This window comes from Psychrosphaera sp. 1_MG-2023 (assembly GCF_030548245.1).
In the GTDB taxonomy this organism is placed as follows: Bacteria; Pseudomonadota; Gammaproteobacteria; order Enterobacterales; family Alteromonadaceae; genus Psychrosphaera; species Psychrosphaera algicola.
Map to the genome: position 1 here is coordinate 191,397 of NZ_JAUORW010000009.1, position 13,560 is coordinate 204,956.

Here is a 13,560-nt window from a genome sequence, read left to right on the forward strand (position 1 = left end):
TTATGTATGTTAATTAAAAAGAGTACGTCAGTTGAAGATGTTGAACGTTATTATTCAGATGCAACTACAACGTCAGATAAAATAGAAATTGTTAATGGCTATAAAAGTTTACGTATTGGATTAATACCTCGTTTAGCGCAATTTTTCATAACCTTGGCAAAAAGAACGCAAATACCCTTTCAGTTTAGCTGGGTAAAACTAAATGATACTGTTAGCCAAAAAAGCATAGTCAATGATCCTATCTGTGTATCTGCCATATTAATGTCTGACGAAGTGTTTGGAGATAAAGGACTGCCTTTAAAAAAGTTGCTTAATGAACAATTAGTGAATCGTTTTACTCAGCCAATTTTTAAAAATGGCAGACAGGTTCAAATGATGGCAGTAGATCACTCAATTAAAAGGTTTGCCAATCCTGAATGTTTTTATTTATCAACAGAGATGGGGTTTATCAACAGAGACGCGACCTATTATTACGAATTATTAACAAGTTACTTTAAAGAAGTAAATCGAACTGCTGACTTTAAAGTCACTGATTTTGATGGGCTTAGTGAACTGTTGGCGGAGCTTATAGATAATACAGACCAACATGGTAAGTATGATTTTAATCAAGGTATTTTTGATAAGTCAGTAAGATCGGTTGTGTTAACTAGCCATATGCTTAGAAAAGGTGACGATATTAGTAAGTCATGTGGAGTTAATAATCCTATAGCTGATTATATCAATTCAGTCAAAAGCGTTGATAGTACCTTACACTTACTAGAAATTTCCATTTTTGATAGTGGTCCAGGTATTTACAAAAGCTTTAATAAGGATACTAATAATGTATCTATTAATGATGAAGCTTCAGTTTTATTCAAAAGTTTTTTAAATGGAGTCACCTCGAAAGTTAATGGATTTGGTGTTGGTCGTGGGTTGAATAAAGCTAGGTTAATATTAAATAAACGCAGTGGTTTTATTGCTATTCGTAGTGGCCGTTTATCCGTTTATCGTGATTACAAAGCAACTCCTTTAACTGACTTAAAAAATTTAGATTCTCTCGATATTAAGTTTTTTGATGAAAATACTCGACAAGGTAGTGAGTATTCAGAGATGAGTTATGTGGAAGGGGTTAGTTACACAATATTGGTACCATTACGATGAATTCATTTTATTTATATAAAACAAATGTTAGCAGTCAACATCAAAATGTTTTAGTTTGTTATGTTGCAAGTTTAGGCTTTGATTTTCATAAATTTTCAGAAGTCATAAAACGTGCTGTGCAAGACTCTCCTTTTTCTAGAGAGCTGGTAATTATTTCGGCGGAATATAACAAAGCAGAAATTGATGATAAGTTAATAAATAAATCCGAGGCGATAGTTAAGCTAAAAAACAATATTAATAATTATCAAATTCTTAATATACACCTTGGGTTAATAGGCCGTGATGGAGAAGTACTTTTTAACGAAAATATTGATCCTTTGTGTGGTACTAAATTTAGTTTAAAGCAATATTTCCCTAAGTTAATTGAGCAAGGGTTTATTAATATAATAAAAAACCGTAATTTAGTTATGGAATCTTCAGCTAATTACCATTTTGTAAAACCTTCCGGTAAACACACTAATAGATTTATAAAAGCTTCAAATGTAATGGAAAAGGGCGCGGAAATATCTTTTATAGCAATTAATTTACTATTACTAGTTAAAAATAAAATCGATAAAATATTTACTGATACCGCCGGAATATTCCCTGTAGCGTATGAGCTATTAACCATTTTGCGGAGGTTTGGAAGTGATGAATGTTGTGGTTTTATCGATTCTTTTGGTGGTTATAAGGGGTTAAATGAATATAGGTTTTCAGGTAGTGAAAATTCCTTAGTTTTGATATCGGCATCAACTAGCGATGATTTAGCAAATGAACTACGAAACAAAGTTGGATTAAAGCAAGCAAAAATACTATCACTTTTTTCATCAAATGCTGATGCCGATAAAGATTCAACTCTTGTTAGCTTTAAGCATTATTTTGACCAAACTGGTGATGATATATTCACCGATTTTACATCACATCATGGTCATAGCTGTGAGTTATGTATTTACGAAAAGTCGATACCTCTTTCGTTATCAAATAGCCAGTTTGTTTTTGAAGCACCTAAAACAGAATTGTATTTACCTGTTGCGACAGACTCCAATAAACAACTAAAAGATCTTATTTATAATTATAAAGATGATGAAGTATTTAAGTGTTTATTTGATGGTTTAAAAGGGCAAACTGAGCCAGTACCAGAATATTTCATAGATGTTAGTAAATTAGTTAAAACCAACGCTGCATTTAAAGAAAAGATCAAAAACTTGGTTATTCGAAATTTCCCTTTAAGTGCAGATCTAATTGTTCATGCAAATGATCAAGGAGCTGAAGATGTTGCTAAATATATTCAGTCAGAAGTTAAAAGCTTAGGAAAAAGAGTTTCGATAACAGATATTCATTCCATAAATAAACATTCACCGATAGGTGGGATTGTTGTTGTGGCTGGCTCGATACAGTCGGGAAAATCTTTACTCGATATTAGTCGAATGTTACGAGACTTTAAAACACTACCTATTACTTATATTGTTGGTTTTGCTAAATATAATGATCCTGAAAGCTACGTTAAATTACAAAACGATTTAAAATTTAATAATGGTAATCCAAATCTAGGTAGACATCAGTTTATAGCTGTTGATGAAATAATGCTGCCTATTAAAGAGCACAGAGTTAACGCATGGGATAGAGAACTTGAGTTACTAAAAAATCTTGAGGCATTACCACTAAAGCCATGTAAATCACTTGAGTTAGTAAAAGAAAGGGATAGTCAATTACGAAAGGCAACGAATAAAGAAAATGAGGGATTAGGTAAGGAACTCTTCCTTATGGGGGCTAAGGGTAACCATATGGCATTAGGCCCTACCTTTGCTTTTTGGAGTGACAAAGATAATCAAAATACCTTTTACCACCAAGCTACTGTTTATTACACCATGTCGTCTATTTTACAAAGCTTACGGTATAAGAGGGTAGGTAAAAATACTATACCATTAGGTGAAGGATATATTCTTAAGCAGTTAAACCCTTTACTGTTTGATCGATTTAATGAAGGAATTATTCAAGCATCAGTATTAAGGTCTGCTAAACCTAGAGAGTTAGATTATAGTGATGATGATGCTAGTAGTGCGATAGTTGGTTCCTTGATACTCAAGATGCTTAACGAGCCAAGTGAGGATACCTCTGAAGCATTACCTGAATTTTTATTAGCTTTATGTACTGAAAAGCTTCAAATAAAAACAGATCATATACGAGACTTTTTAAATATCATAATTGATAAAGGTAGCTTCCCGTTAGTTTGGTTGCTTTTAGAATATACCAAGAGTGTTTTATTAGGTTACGTAATACCAAAAGAAGTCGAAAGTACGGGCGACACACCGTTTTAATGAACTTGTGAGAATATTTTGTTAAGTATTATAGAAATTCACCATCAAATGAAACAAGGGGCAACAGCGCCTTATTTGTGTTCGGCTGATGACGGTAAAAAATACGTCATTAAACGACAGCGCGCTGGGTTTGAAGGCTGTATAAAAGAATGGCTATTCGGTAAGTTAGGGCATTACTTTGGCTTACCTATACCTTGCTGTGAACTTGTTTATGTTGATAGATCATTGTTGGAATATAACGACACTTATCAGTTTGAAATTGGTGAGGGCATGGCTTTTGGGTCTGAGCATATTCCTGATCTTCAAGAAGTTAATTATCAGATATTGCAAAGTTTACCCCCAAATACATTAAAAGATTTATACGTATTTGATTATTGGATACGTAATGCGGATAGAAATTTAACAGCGCTTTCTGGAAACCCTAATCTATTCTATAAGCAATCTACCTTAGAGGTGATTGTGTTAGATCATAATCTTGCGTTTGATAGCTCTTTTATGCAGGAGCAACATAGGCAACTTCATCTAGGTAGTACTTTTTGGCCACCTCAAATAGATTATGATATTCAGCAAAAATATGAACAGCGAATGCAAAATTCAATAGGCTTTTGGCAAGAAATAATCGCTGGCATTCCTGATGATTGGAAATATGAAGTGAATGATTTCGATGGTCTTATTAATCAAATAAAGCTAATATTAAATGAATATCAAAATGAAAATTTCTGGGAGGAGTTAAAATGACTAAATTGAAAAATACTGTGCAATGTATGTACGCTGTTGTTCGCTTTATGCCGTTTGCTGAAACCAGAGAGTTTGCCAATGTTGGCATTGTTGTAATTGCGCCTAAGTTAGGCCTATACGATTTTAAACTAGCGCCTAAGTCATTTAATCGAGTAACTCACTTTTTTGATGATTTAGATGGCGTGGTTTATAAACATGCCATTGAAAGTTTTGAACCTGAGTTACAAAGGATTAGAAATCATCTTGTTCATAATCATGTGCAAGGAAAAGATTTAGTTGAGTATTTTAAAGAAATAACTCGTACTAGAGAGTCTGTCTTGCATTTTGGTGAAATTGGTACAATGTTGACAGATAACATAAATATCGTTGTCGATAAGCTTTATGAACGCTTAATTGGGCGTAACTTTACTGAAAGTAAAGAATACAAAGAGCAGCAAATGCTGCGTGTTTTAAAAAACAAATTAACTGCAAAGTTGCCTTCAGGTGTTCGTTATACCAAGCAAAAAATTCAAGCAGGTATGTTCGAAATAACAGTGCCACTCGTTACGCGTATAAATGAAAGTTATCGAATTATTAAGCCATTAGCATTTGAACAAAAAAATGTTTTATTAGCGATGGAACATGGTGAAACTTGGGTTGGTCGTTTGAAAAAGTTGATTGATTCAGATGTTGTGCAAGCTGATAAAGCATTAGTGGCATTTGAGAAACCTACTAAGCGTAAACAAGAGTTCATGAATGTTTATGAAGATGTTGTTGGTGCTGTTAAGCACTTAGGAGCGCAAGCTGAAGAGTATGACGATACCCAAAGTATTATTCATTTTGCAACAGCTGATTTATCTCCTGAAAGTGTAGAGAATGGCTTTCATTAGTCTTACTTCATTGGCGTAATTATTAATCAAAATATAAAATTTAACAGGAGCTATTACAGCTCCTGTTTTTATTTGACATCAAAATCTGCCATAAGCTCTGCAAACTCTTCACCAGTAAATGCCGCTTCCCAATCTGTCAGCCATTCATCGACTGTTTGGTCTTCTGGTCGTTTACTTTTAGCCACGTGCTCGAAATTAGATTTTTGGGCTCGATGAAGTTTATCACTATTTAGAGTGCTCCTATCTGCATTAGTACCCTGTCTTATTACTTCCTTCCTTATAAACTTATAACCGTGGTTTTCAACACACGCACTTTGGTTTGGTTTCAGCCCTTTACTGGTAAGCTCTAGCTCAGTTTCCTTAGCGGCAAGACTTAGCGGTTTCTTAGAGGTTCCTTGGTGAATTTCTAGAGGTTGTTTAGCGGGTTTATTTTCATTTAACTGAACATTTCTAGGTTGTTTCAATTTGTTTAATATTTCATGATAGTTGACTTCAAGTAGTGGTAAGGTTTTATCTTTAATCCTATTATTAGAGTCTATTTCACTTTTGAAAGTGAGAGATTTCAGCTTCCCCATACATTCGTAAAATTTTGATAATGACTTAGGTAAAGCTAAACCTGTAGATAACCAGAATTTATAAAAACTACTTCGTTCGCTAACAATAAATTGTTTGCCAGGTAATGGCTCACCTTTATTTGCATTTTTACTCTTGCGGCTTCTTTTTAAATTTGCGTTAAAAATGAGGTAAGCGAATTCACCAGATAATAAACTTCTAAATTGTAATGTTACCCCTTGATATTTTTTTGTGCCGTAACTACCCGTTGTGAAGCTGATATATTGAAGTGGTTCTTTATTGAATAATTGGCCAATTTCATTTATTAACAAAGCTCTGTTTTGTATCAGCCAATCATGAGGTACGGCTAAAGCACTGTAAGGCTTAATGAATAATTTACCTTTAACAATGGCTACCTCGTCTCCTCGATTTATTAATTTCACTAATAAACTGGAGCTACAATCAATGGTGTGATTTAGTGCAGATGTCATGTTCATTTATACAGGTGTAAGCGAGTTTTTAAGAGCTTTGCTCACCGCTCCTTAACCCAGTAAGTTATGACGTTGCTCGACTAAATATTTTACGAGACTTTTTACTTCCTCTTGTGTTTTTCCTGTAGCCATAGCAATTATCACAGAAGCTAATTCATGCTTAAAATAACCGACAGAATTTGCACCAAGGCTTATTCCCGCAGGTAACAGGCCTTCGTTAATTTTAATATGGAAATTGCTTTTAGAGATACCAAGCATCCTTAGCGCTTCCGGTTTGCGGATTAATTGTAAATCTTGTGGAGCTATTTGTGTTGAATGTAAATGCTGGTCGGTGTGGTTCATAGTTCGCCTCAGTTGTGTGGGTTTGGATTAACTGAGGGGGATTGTTAGTTTTTACAGGGTACAGTAGTAGTGGTGATCGGGGTTTTACCCCAAGATCGGCAGTGGGTTGTGGGCTAGTTCACCCAATGAATTAAGTGGCCTGTAAGGGTTAACCTTAAAGTTTATTTATATTTATCCGGTCGGATAATCATTGCTATATTTTTTGCCAAGGTCGGGCTTGTTTCCGGACTGACCCCCTTAACCCAAGCTTTAATCACATCATTTGTTGCTTGTTTTGCCGCTAAATCGGGATCTTTAGCGTGCCAAAACTCGGCTATAACTTGGTTTAGTAATTCTAAGTTTTCACTAGTATGTAGACCTTCGGTTCTATTGGAAACATCACTAGAAAGCTCCTTTAATAATAAACTTCGCCATTTATCAGAAAGTGTATCTTTAAATAATCCGACATTGCTTAAAGTGGCAGGTATATTATTTAATCTTAGTGCCAGAATTTCTGTGTCGGTATTAGAATTAGGGGGTGATGTCACAACAGAATTTTTTGGATAAATGCGTAATGCCATTTCTGATTCGCCATTAGCGATGAACCAATTGACGATACTATTTATAGTAAACTTAGATGAATCAAAATTTACAATTACATCATGATCAATTGTTTGGCTTGTTTCCAGTTTGTGGATTTGAATTTCGTTTTGGCTAATTGGGGGAGGCTTGCAGGTAATATCGCAGTCATTTGGGTATCTAATATCTTCAATCATTGCTTCTTTTAGAGTTTCGATAAAGTTAGCAATACGAAAAACATTTGTGTTTTTACAAGAAAATTTTTGGTTGTTTTCAAGGTAAACATATTGATTTATATAATTACCACTCAACCATTTTTCAAAATCAAAAAACGTATTGTGCTGGTCATCGCCGATTGCTAAAAGTATCGCTTTTTCAATAGTTAAGGCTCTTAGAAATTTCATATACTTCCTTTTAAATCATGATGTTGCAATTCTATTTTTTTGAATTGTAGATATCTTTAAACGACTTTTAATAGTTTCTTACCAGACAACGAAAAACTACCCGTCGAAGATTCTTCAATATGTTCAGACCACCAGCTCATCATTTTAGCTCGGCGTTTTAAATAATCAGCTCTGTTATAGGCTCGTCTAACTTCATTACTATCAACATGTGCTAGTGCAGCTTCAATTACATCAGAGTCAAAGCCTTGTTCATTTAATGTTGTGCTGGCAAGAGCACGTAACCCATGAGCTACCAACTTTCCATGATAGCCCATGCGTTTAATTGCTGCATTCGCGGTTGCAACGTTTGCGTGGCTTTTTGGGTTTCTGTCTGCAGGGAATATAAATTCTCTATGACCGGTTATGGGCTTGATAGCTGCCAATAGATTTAAGGTTTGCTGAGTCAATGGTACCGAATGGGGGCGTTTCTTTTTCATTCGTTCGGCCGGAATATTCCACAACTTATTTTCAATATCTAACTCTGACCATTTTGCGCCGGCAGCTTCACTTGGGCGGGAAATTGTATGGAGTTGCCATTCAATTAAATACCGAGTAACAATTTTAATACTAGCAATACTAAGTGCTCGCATGAAATCTGGCAGTTCTTCTGGCCTGATAGTCGGCATATTTTGTTTCTTTGGTTTTTCGAAAGCGGCCTTAATGCCTATTAATGGGTTGGCATGAATAAGCCCAGTGTTGACAGCAAAGTTCATGATTTCATTTAACCGCTGATTAACACGTTTGACCGTTTCGAGACTGCCTTTTTCAGCAATAGGAGTAATAATTTTGATTGCAATAGGAGCTGTTATTTCAGTAATAGGAAGTTTGCCAATATAAGGGAACGCATGTAATTCTAGCGAACGCCAAATATCTTCAGCATAATTAGGTGTGACTTGCGTACGTTTTACTTGAAACCACTGGTTTGCAACATTAAGTAATGTGTTTTCCAATCGAGCTTTTTGTTGATTGGTGACATTATCTCGATGTTCTTTTGGGTCGATATTTTTTGCTAAGAGTTCTTTAGCCTCTGTCCTTAATTTTCTAGCCTCTGCTAAAGAAATATCAGGATAGTCCCCAAAGGTTAAATTAGTTCGTTTTTTTGAAAATGGTCTGTAGTACTTTAGAATCCACTTTTTAGTACCAGAAGTATTTACTTTTAGCTCTAATCCATCGCCATCAAATAAACTACAAGCCTTGCCTTTAGCTTTAAACTTATCTACTTCGGTATTCGTTAGCGGTTTAGTTACTCTAGCCATGTGAAATCCTTTTTAGTACCACGGATAAGTGAGGTTATATGATGTGGTACTAAATATAGTACTAAAACTTTGGGACTTCATCAAACGGGGTAGGACGCTACAGGCCAATAAAAACGTTTAAATAGTTGTTTTTAGATGAAAAAAAAGACGCCATGAGGCGTCTTAGTTTCTATAAGTGGTGGAGCTGGGGGGAGTCGAACCCCCGTCCAGAAAAGGTCACCCTTTGGTACTACACGTTTAGTCAGTTTTTAAATTCACCGAGGAGCTGCGAACAGACACGCCACTCAACGACTATCCTGATTTAAATTTCGTGGGTTGCCTCTCAGGCAGGAGTCTCGCCACTATTCCGTTTGGTTTTTGATCTTTTGTTGTTCCCCGTCTTACGGACGGAAGCTAGGGCAAAAGAGCTCTGAGCAGGGTATTAAGCTGCTAGTGCGTAGTTTTCGTCGTTTGCGACTATTTTTTGCGGCTTTTTACGAGGCAAACCGCCCCTCGACGTGCACCTCCGGAATCATCAATCCTGTCGAATCCTGAATCAGCCCCTAGAAATCTTTCTAAAGTAATTCTTTCTCAACGGAATAAACCGAAAGTAAGTAACAGGGCAATATTAATGTAATGTGGCGCAATTGCAAAGAAGAATAAGGAGGAAAGGTAATAAAGTTTTGTAACTGCGTGTTAATTGCTTAAATAACGTGCAGAGGTTGTCTTTATTGGGAAGAACTGTTGAGGTTTAGCCGAAAATTGCGTCTTGATGATTGGAGGAGTTGCGCCTACATCTTGCTGATTTTATAGGCGTGGCCAAGTTTATCTTCTTTAAACAGTTGTTTGGTGTTTAAAGTTAACCCGTATTTTTCATAGATTTTTTCGACAAGATGTTCTTCGCGCATCGTTAACCAGGCTTTTTGAAGTTTGTTTTTTAGTTTTTTTGAAACGGCCTTTTTACTTATCCCAAAATAAGTGGGCGTGCCGTGTAGAAAAAACCGAATAGAAAATTCATCTTTAGATATTTCTCCTGTTTCTAACATATGGTGGGCAATCAATTGGTCGTCAAAGACACCGTCGAGTCTGCCCAATTTAAGCATCGAATATCGTTCATCGATATTTGGAAGGTATACGAGTTTTTGTATAGTGTTGGGGTTCTTTAATATCAGGTTTTCAAATTCATGCCCAAAATTAGCGCCCCGTTGAATACCCACAGTGCCTGTGAATTGATGTAACTCTTTTGGTGAGTTGACGTTAGCACTGATTGTTTTTCTGGCGACGAAGGTGGCACTTTCTATGTAGTGTGGGCCTATAAAATCGGCAAATTTTGCTCGGGATTTGCTGTGGGTGAAATTCGTGAGAAAGTGAATTTTACCAGACTCGAGCAATTTTATGGCTCTACCCCATGGTGCGGATATTATTTTTAGTTCGCAATCCGCTTTTTTCGCCAGCGTTTTTGCTAAATCGATACTTACGCCAGACCAACCTTGGTCGGTTTTCTCAAAAAGGTAAGGGGAAGATTCTGTTGATATTCCTAGAGTTAATGTACATGAATAGCTTTTAAAACTGGCCATTAGTATTAATAGCAAAATAAAAAGTGATTTACCCAAATAATTCAAACCAATTGACCCTAAACAAATTAAAATGTCTTCAGGCTGCATGATAAGACGATGCCTAAGTGTTAGCAACATAGGATAGGTAACATAAATTTTGAACAGTCGTACAGAATTGATCTTTCAACAGTTGCCTTTAGGTGCATTTCAATTCAAACTTTAGCTATATTCCAATTTTTTATATGTGCCAAATGTCAGCTATCGAACTTGAAATTAATGAGCTTGTCTCGCAACTACTATCGTTAAATTATCAATATTATGTATTAGATGAGCCGTCTGTTCCCGATGCTGAATACGACCGTCTTTTCCGACAGTTGCAGGCTTTAGAGCTAGCGCATCCCGAGTTGGCTCATGCTGATTCGCCAACTCGTAAAGTGGGTGGTGAACCGCTGGCAAAATTTGAGCAAGTGGTTCACGAAGTGCCTATGTTGTCATTGGATAACGCGATGAAAGAAGAAGAGTTTATCGCATTTCATAAACGAGTGAATGACCGACTCAAAACTGACGAGGATTTGGAATTTTGTTGCGAGCCTAAACTGGATGGTTTAGCCGTTAGTATTTTATACGAAAAAGGCAAATTGGTTCGGGCTGCAACTCGAGGCGATGGCGCCGTTGGCGAAAACATTACTGAAAATGTCAAAACGATTAAGTCAATTCCTCTAGCATTAGTTGGTACAGATTTCCCTGAACGCATCGAAGTCCGTGGTGAAGTTTTTATGCCGCATGCCGGATTTAAACGTTTAAACGAAACCGCTATCGAAAATGGAACTAAGACATTTGCCAATCCGCGTAATGCCGCTGCAGGCAGTTTACGCCAGCTCGATTCAAAGATATCAGCGTCACGGCCTTTGGCTTTTTATGCCTATTCGATGGGGGTTGTCAGCGAAGATTATATTCTGCCAGATACGCATTTCGACCGATTGCAACAGATCCGACATTGGGGATTGCCTGTTTGTCCTGAAATCAGAATTGCAAAAGGCATTGAGCAGGTCTTGGCGTTTTATCAAGACATAGGTGAACGTCGTAGTACATTGAGCTACGAAATTGACGGCACAGTATTAAAGCTTAACGACATCGCAACTCAAGAAACTCTTGGGTTTGTGGCGCGCGCTCCACGTTGGGCTATCGCCTATAAATTTCCAGCGCAAGAAGAGCTAACGGTATTAAATGATGTTGAGTTTCAAGTGGGTCGTACGGGCGCCATAACTCCGGTTGCTAAATTAGAACCTGTGTTTGTGGGCGGGGTGACGGTGTCAAATGCGACTTTACATAACATCGAAGAAATAGAACGGTTAGGCATAAAAATTGGCGATACTGTGATCATTCGTCGTGCCGGGGACGTTATACCGCAAATTGTTTCGGTTGTTGAGGAACGTCGACCGGAAGATGCTAAAGACATTATTTTTCCAACTGAATGCCCAGTGTGTCAATCGAAAACAGAAAAGCCAGAAGGCGAGGCTGTGACTCGTTGCACTGCAGGTTTATTCTGCGAAGCGCAACGTAAGCAGGCGATAAAACACTTTGCTTCGCGTAAGGCGTTTGATATCGACGGTCTAGGTGACAAAATTGTTGACCAACTTGTGGACGAAAAATTAATTCAATCACCTGCGGACCTGTTTACTTTAACAACCGATCAAATTTCATCGCTAGATAGAATGGGGCCTAAGTCGGCGGAGAACTTAATAAACGCACTTGAAGCAGCTAAGTTGACTACATTGCCTAAGTTTATCTATTCATTAGGAATTCGTGAAGTGGGTGAAGCTACCGCACTTAATTTAGCAAATTATTACCAAACTTTAGATGCAATAAAAGAAGCTGACATCGAGTCTCTGATTGAAGTGAGTGATGTAGGTAAAATTGTTGCGGCTCATGCGTATGCGTTTTTCCGCGAAGAACACAATTTGACGGTTGTATCTCAGTTATTAGAGCAGGGCATTCATTGGCCAGTGATCGAAAAACGTGAAGAAAGCGCTCAGCCTTTAACCGGGTTAACTTACGTGATTACCGGCACGTTAAGTCAGTTGGGCCGCAGTGATGCTAAGAACCATTTACAATCACTAGGGGCAAAAGTATCAGGGAGCGTATCGGCCAAAACACATTATTTGGTGGCGGGTGAAAAAGCCGGTTCGAAACTCACTAAAGCCCAGGATTTAGGGGTTGACGTATTAACCGAAGAACAGCTGGTGGCACTGTTAAACGAACATGGGATCACTCTGTAATGGATTGGGTCTTGTCGATTTTGTCTGAGTTTGGGCGTTTTATGCGCCCTTACTCTGCAGATATTTCCCTTGGGATTGTTGCGTCAATATTGGTGATTTGTGGGTCAGACATCAATAAAATGGTGCGACGCCAACTTGGTAACGCTCACTTTATTATTCGAACTGTCGTATTTGTTTTGGTTTGTACATTTGGTTACGGGGCGTTAACTGTAGTTTTGACTCAAGTATTAAAAGTGCAGTTAAGTCAGTTATCTTACTCTACGTTTGCGATTGTTGTTTTAGCCATTTTTATTATGTTAGGCATTTGGGCCGAACGACGAAAACAAATATAGATGTCGGTGTAACACTCTTTTGATAACTAGTGGGCTCAAAACCAATGGGTGATCCCACAGGTTTTTAGAAAGGATCGTCATTCCAAAATCGCCCCAGCGATATTTGGGATCTCCAACAAGCGACTCCGAAAGTAAAAATAGTTTGGTGCGCTATTCATTGGTATAACTAGCAATATTCAAGCATTCTTTAGTGCGAAGTATGAACTTCCTCTGCACTTGGTTGGAGGTTCTGCATATCGCTTAGACTCTTTCAGAATGACGGTCTTTTCTGTTTGGTTCGGATGATGGTTTGTTCAGATGGTTTGAGCCAATTAAAAGCGAACAATGAAATTCCTCTGCACTTGGTTGGAGATTTCAAATATCGCCATGGCTGCCTTATAAAGCTTGGGAATAGCGGGCTTTTTGCGATCAGCGACTCTGACCCCACAGGTTTTTATCCCACTGGTTTTTAGAAAGGATCGTCATTCCAAAATCGCCCCAGCGATATTTGGAATGTCCAACACGCGACTCCGAAAGTAAAAATAGTTTGGTGCGCTATACATTGATATTACCAGCATTATTCAAGCATTCTTTAGTGCGAACTATGCACTTCCTCTGCACTTGGTTAGAGATCCTGAATATCGCTTAGGCTCTTTCAGAATGACGGTTTCTTCTTTTTAGTTAGGATGATGGTTTGTTCAGATGGTTTGAGCCAATTAAAAGCGAACAATGAAATTCCTTTGCACTTG

At 37.4% G+C, this 13,560-nt stretch carries 11 protein-coding genes and 1 other RNA gene; 6 read left to right on the plus strand and 6 right to left on the minus strand.

The window, feature by feature from the left end:
• Positions 1-6 precede the first annotated feature (6 nt).
• From Q4575_RS10645 to Q4575_RS10660, 4 genes are read left to right on the plus strand one after another with little or no spacing between them, the layout of a single operon-like run.
• On the plus strand, positions 7-1,140 hold the full coding sequence (locus Q4575_RS10645) for a hypothetical protein (protein WP_303522918.1): 1,134 nt from the start codon (positions 7-9) through the stop codon (positions 1,138-1,140).
• Entirely contained in the window at positions 1,137-3,437 is a 2,301-nt protein-coding gene (locus tag Q4575_RS10650) for a hypothetical protein (RefSeq protein ID WP_303522920.1), read from the plus strand. The genes Q4575_RS10645 and Q4575_RS10650 overlap by 4 nt, the downstream gene beginning before the upstream one ends.
• Positions 3,438-3,455: 18 nt before the next feature.
• The gene (locus Q4575_RS10655) at positions 3,456-4,175 is read left to right on the plus strand and encodes a HipA family kinase (protein ID WP_303522922.1); all 720 of its coding nucleotides are present in this window, start codon (positions 3,456-3,458) and stop codon (positions 4,173-4,175) included.
• Positions 4,172-5,044: a DUF3037 domain-containing protein gene (locus Q4575_RS10660; RefSeq protein WP_303522924.1), complete on the plus strand. Its 873-nt coding sequence runs from the start codon at positions 4,172-4,174 to the stop codon at positions 5,042-5,044. The genes Q4575_RS10655 and Q4575_RS10660 overlap by 4 nt, the downstream gene beginning before the upstream one ends.
• Before the next feature lie 68 nt (positions 5,045-5,112).
• On the opposite strand, the gene Q4575_RS10665 is transcribed toward Q4575_RS10660, so the two are convergent.
• From Q4575_RS10665 to Q4575_RS10690, 6 genes are all read right to left on the minus strand, one after another.
• Complete coding sequence (locus Q4575_RS10665; protein WP_303522925.1) at positions 5,113-6,087, minus strand: hypothetical protein; 975 nt, start codon at positions 6,085-6,087, stop codon at positions 5,113-5,115.
• Between the two features lie 51 nt (positions 6,088-6,138).
• Positions 6,139-6,429, minus strand: coding sequence for an AlpA family transcriptional regulator (locus tag Q4575_RS10670; RefSeq protein WP_303522927.1), 291 nt, complete (start codon positions 6,427-6,429; stop codon positions 6,139-6,141).
• Between the two features lie 161 nt (positions 6,430-6,590).
• Entirely contained in the window at positions 6,591-7,391 is an 801-nt protein-coding gene (locus Q4575_RS10675) for a hypothetical protein (RefSeq protein WP_303522929.1), read from the minus strand.
• A gap of 56 nt (positions 7,392-7,447) precedes the next feature.
• Positions 7,448-8,686, minus strand: coding sequence for an integrase domain-containing protein (locus Q4575_RS10680; protein WP_303522931.1), 1,239 nt, complete (start codon positions 8,684-8,686; stop codon positions 7,448-7,450).
• Positions 8,687-8,862: 176 nt separating this feature from the next.
• Positions 8,863-9,229, minus strand: a transfer-messenger RNA (tmRNA) gene (gene ssrA / locus Q4575_RS10685).
• 227 nt (positions 9,230-9,456) lie between these two features.
• Entirely contained in the window at positions 9,457-10,329 is an 873-nt protein-coding gene (locus Q4575_RS10690; protein ID WP_303522933.1) for an ABC transporter substrate-binding protein, read from the minus strand.
• Positions 10,330-10,472: 143 nt separating this feature from the next.
• Here Q4575_RS10690 and ligA point away from each other — a divergent pair, with 143 nt between their 5' ends.
• Both ligA and Q4575_RS10700 read left to right on the plus strand, forming a co-directional pair.
• Positions 10,473-12,500, plus strand: coding sequence for an NAD-dependent DNA ligase LigA (gene ligA / locus Q4575_RS10695; protein ID WP_303522935.1), 2,028 nt, complete (start codon positions 10,473-10,475; stop codon positions 12,498-12,500).
• The gene (locus Q4575_RS10700) at positions 12,500-12,832 is read left to right on the plus strand and encodes a DUF3392 domain-containing protein (RefSeq protein WP_215963646.1); all 333 of its coding nucleotides are present in this window, start codon (positions 12,500-12,502) and stop codon (positions 12,830-12,832) included. Before ligA ends, Q4575_RS10700 begins: the two co-directional genes overlap by 1 nt.
• Positions 12,833-13,560 lie beyond the last annotated feature (728 nt).

What these genes read in the sequence shown, in the direction of transcription:
- Q4575_RS10665 (WP_303522925.1), bottom strand. Translation starts at nt 6,087, where the DNA reads ATGACATCTGCACTAAATCACACCATTGATTGTAGCTCCAGTTTATTA.
- Q4575_RS10690 (WP_303522933.1), bottom strand. Translation starts at nt 10,329, where the DNA reads ATGCAGCCTGAAGACATTTTAATTTGTTTAGGGTCAATTGGTTTGAAT.
- Q4575_RS10680 (WP_303522931.1), bottom strand. Translation starts at nt 8,686, where the DNA reads ATGGCTAGAGTAACTAAACCGCTAACGAATACCGAAGTAGATAAGTTT.
- Q4575_RS10670 (WP_303522927.1), bottom strand. Translation starts at nt 6,429, where the DNA reads ATGAACCACACCGACCAGCATTTACATTCAACACAAATAGCTCCACAA.
- Q4575_RS10650 (WP_303522920.1), top strand. Translation starts at nt 1,137, where the DNA reads ATGAATTCATTTTATTTATATAAAACAAATGTTAGCAGTCAACATCAA.
- Q4575_RS10700 (WP_215963646.1), top strand. Translation starts at nt 12,500, where the DNA reads ATGGATTGGGTCTTGTCGATTTTGTCTGAGTTTGGGCGTTTTATGCGC.
- Q4575_RS10675 (WP_303522929.1), bottom strand. Translation starts at nt 7,391, where the DNA reads ATGAAATTTCTAAGAGCCTTAACTATTGAAAAAGCGATACTTTTAGCA.
- ligA (WP_303522935.1), top strand. Translation starts at nt 10,473, where the DNA reads ATGTCAGCTATCGAACTTGAAATTAATGAGCTTGTCTCGCAACTACTA.
- Q4575_RS10660 (WP_303522924.1), top strand. Translation starts at nt 4,172, where the DNA reads ATGACTAAATTGAAAAATACTGTGCAATGTATGTACGCTGTTGTTCGC.
- Q4575_RS10645 (WP_303522918.1), top strand. Translation starts at nt 7, where the DNA reads ATGTTAATTAAAAAGAGTACGTCAGTTGAAGATGTTGAACGTTATTAT.